General features: G+C 57.6%; 5 protein-coding genes. 4 read left to right on the top strand and 1 reads right to left on the bottom strand.

The genetic code is table 11. The annotated features are described in order from the left end of the window. From AC1DQP_RS19715 to AC1DQP_RS19700, 4 genes are all read left to right on the top strand, one after another. Positions 1–184: hypothetical protein (locus tag AC1DQP_RS19715; protein ID WP_478052324.1), on the top strand; the 184-nt coding region annotated here is incomplete at its 5' end. Positions 185–192: 8 nt separating this feature from the next. Further along, complete coding sequence (locus AC1DQP_RS19710) at positions 193–528, top strand: immunity 53 family protein (protein WP_312710772.1); 336 nt, start codon at positions 193–195, stop codon at positions 526–528. A gap of 56 nt (positions 529–584) precedes the next feature. Then, complete coding sequence (locus tag AC1DQP_RS19705) at positions 585–992, top strand: Arm DNA-binding domain-containing protein (RefSeq protein WP_478052323.1); 408 nt, start codon at positions 585–587, stop codon at positions 990–992. A 44-nt stretch (positions 993–1,036) separates the two neighbouring features. Next, positions 1,037–1,873, top strand: a complete 837-nt coding sequence (locus AC1DQP_RS19700; RefSeq protein WP_478052322.1) for a tyrosine-type recombinase/integrase — start codon at positions 1,037–1,039, stop codon at positions 1,871–1,873. Between the two features lie 5 nt (positions 1,874–1,878). On the opposite strand, the gene AC1DQP_RS19695 is transcribed toward AC1DQP_RS19700, so the two are convergent. Beyond that, positions 1,879–2,133: an XRE family transcriptional regulator gene (locus tag AC1DQP_RS19695; RefSeq protein WP_478052325.1), complete on the bottom strand. Its 255-nt coding sequence runs from the start codon at positions 2,131–2,133 to the stop codon at positions 1,879–1,881. Between the last annotated feature and the right edge of the window lie 6 nt (positions 2,134–2,139).

The following is a 2,139-nucleotide window of genomic DNA, read 5'->3' as shown; positions in this document are numbered from 1 at the left end:
CACTGCGACTTACGAGCCGAATTCGAATAATCCATCCGGTTACCAAGAGGTGAAACGTGTTGATGTAACCGGTAAGGCCCACACCAATCCAGATGGAGCTACAATTGCAACGCCTCACGTAAAGGAGGCAGGACAGAAGGGCGTACGCCCGGCACTGCCAGAAGAACTGCCTAAGCTTAAATGAGATCATCTATGAACACCGCTATCTCGTTGTTGCAAAAATGGTATGCGCGGCACTGTGACGAAGATTGGGAGCATTCCTACGGTATCAAAATAGATACGCTGGATAATCCGGGGTGGATACTTACCATCGACTTGGCTGATACGGAGTTCAGTGAAGTTTCACTGCCCCGGAATCGCATTGATCGTTCAGAAGTAGATTGGATCCAGTCTGAGATCTCGCAGCAGCGCTACATTGCTTGTGGAGGCGTCTTCAACTTAGAAGAGATGGTTGTTGAATTTCTCATTTTCGCTGGTGAGCGCGGAGTCGAGAATCTCGGCGCGTCTGCCTATGACGCTGAGTCGTAGATAGTCCTGCTCGATAGTCAGGATCGACTTTCACCCCTCTGCCGTGAACACTAGATATGTTCATCACGGACGATCCGCATCCAAACACCGCCTCGCATCCTGTCCTAAGTTGGCTCTATCGCCACTTACGGACAACCCGTCCGATGTCAGCTGCCCTCACGAAGCGCATCGTTCTCACCGCTGAGCCCAAGGATCGTCCCTATGAGCTCAGAGACGCTCAGGTTCGTGGTCTGATACTTCGCGTGCAACCCTCAGGGCACAAGGCTTGGATCGTTACCTGGGCGCACGGCAAGCGTCGTACATTAGGGTCGGTAGAGCACCTGACGCTCGACCAAGCTCGAGACCAAGCCCGGCAGGCGGTAGCTGAATACGTTCAGTCTGGTTTGCCTTCACTCGCGAAGTCGAAGCCCACCAGCTGCACCCTCGAAGTGCTCCTCAACGACATTTCGAACCCTGGGCTGTAGCTGAGCTCAAGGGTGGTCGTCAGTACCCGGATCGCATCCGATCAGTGTTTCCGTGGCTGCTGCGTCGTCAGATCATCGAAATCGACATTCCCACGATGGAGCGTTGGTGGAGTGGGTGTGTGAGTGGTCCGGATGCCGTCACCAAGGCTACCGTAGCGCGCGACTTCGCTTGCCTCCGATCTGCCTTGTCCCGTGCGGTCGAGTGGAAGTGGATCGAAGCCAATCCTTTGATGGGCATGCGACGGCGATCAGCAGCAAGCCGTAAGGTAGTGCGGCTCCTGTCGCCGGACGAAGAAGCAATGCTCCGAGCTGCACTCGCAGCGCGCGATCTTRCTGGTGTAGGGGGCAGGGCGAACGCCAATGCGGCCCGACGTAAGTATCGGCAGGCGGTTCTGCCTGATTTGCCGCTGGACGGGTATGTCGATCACCTGACCCMGGTGGTCCTTACAGCCATCAATACCGGCATGCGGCGGGGTGAACTGTTGTCGATGACCTGGGCGGGCATCAACTGGGAAGCCAAGGTGTTGACCATCCGCGCCGAGAACGCCAAGTCCGGGAGGCAACGTCACATCCCTTTGAACGCCGAAGCCGTGGAAGTCCTGCGGCGTTGGACCGCTCAAGCAGGCGAGCGCCGTGCGGGCAAGGTATTCGAGGTGAGCGACATCAAGAAGGGGTGGGGCAAGCTGATCACTGACGCCCGCATTGAACAGTTCTGGTTCCATGACCTGCGGCATCACTTCGCATCGCGCTTGGTGCGGGCTGGAGTGGATCTGAAGACCGTGCGCGCGCTCTTGGGACACGCAGACACCACCATGACTCTTCGCTACGCCCACCTGGCCCCGGACACCCTGGCGGCGGCAGTTGCCAAGCTGGCCGCGTGACGCGATCAGTCAGACTGCTGCCCGGCCAAGCGCTCAAGCTCTTCTCGCATCCTCCGGCGCTCTTCGGTTGGGAGCTTCACGAAGGCCAAGATCGCGGCAGCCAGGTCATCGTCCTCAGCGAAGAGGTATGCGACAGGTATATCAAGCACGCTGGCAAGTTCTGCGGCCTTGGTGATATCCGCTTGGTTTCGCTCGCGCTCGTACCTGTTGATCAGCACGGCACCTCGGTTCTTGTCCTGAGTGCGATGACAAGGACTAATACATCC

The organism is Stenotrophomonas sp. P5_A8, from assembly GCF_056400545.1.
This window is presented reverse-complemented; position numbering and strand designations above follow the sequence as displayed.

Excerpts from the sequence above, each read along its gene's own strand:
- AC1DQP_RS19710 (WP_312710772.1), top strand. The coding sequence starts at position 193 with ATGAACACCGCTATCTCGTTGTTGCAAAAATGGTATGCGCGGCACTGT.
- AC1DQP_RS19705 (WP_478052323.1), top strand. The coding sequence starts at position 585 with ATGTTCATCACGGACGATCCGCATCCAAACACCGCCTCGCATCCTGTC.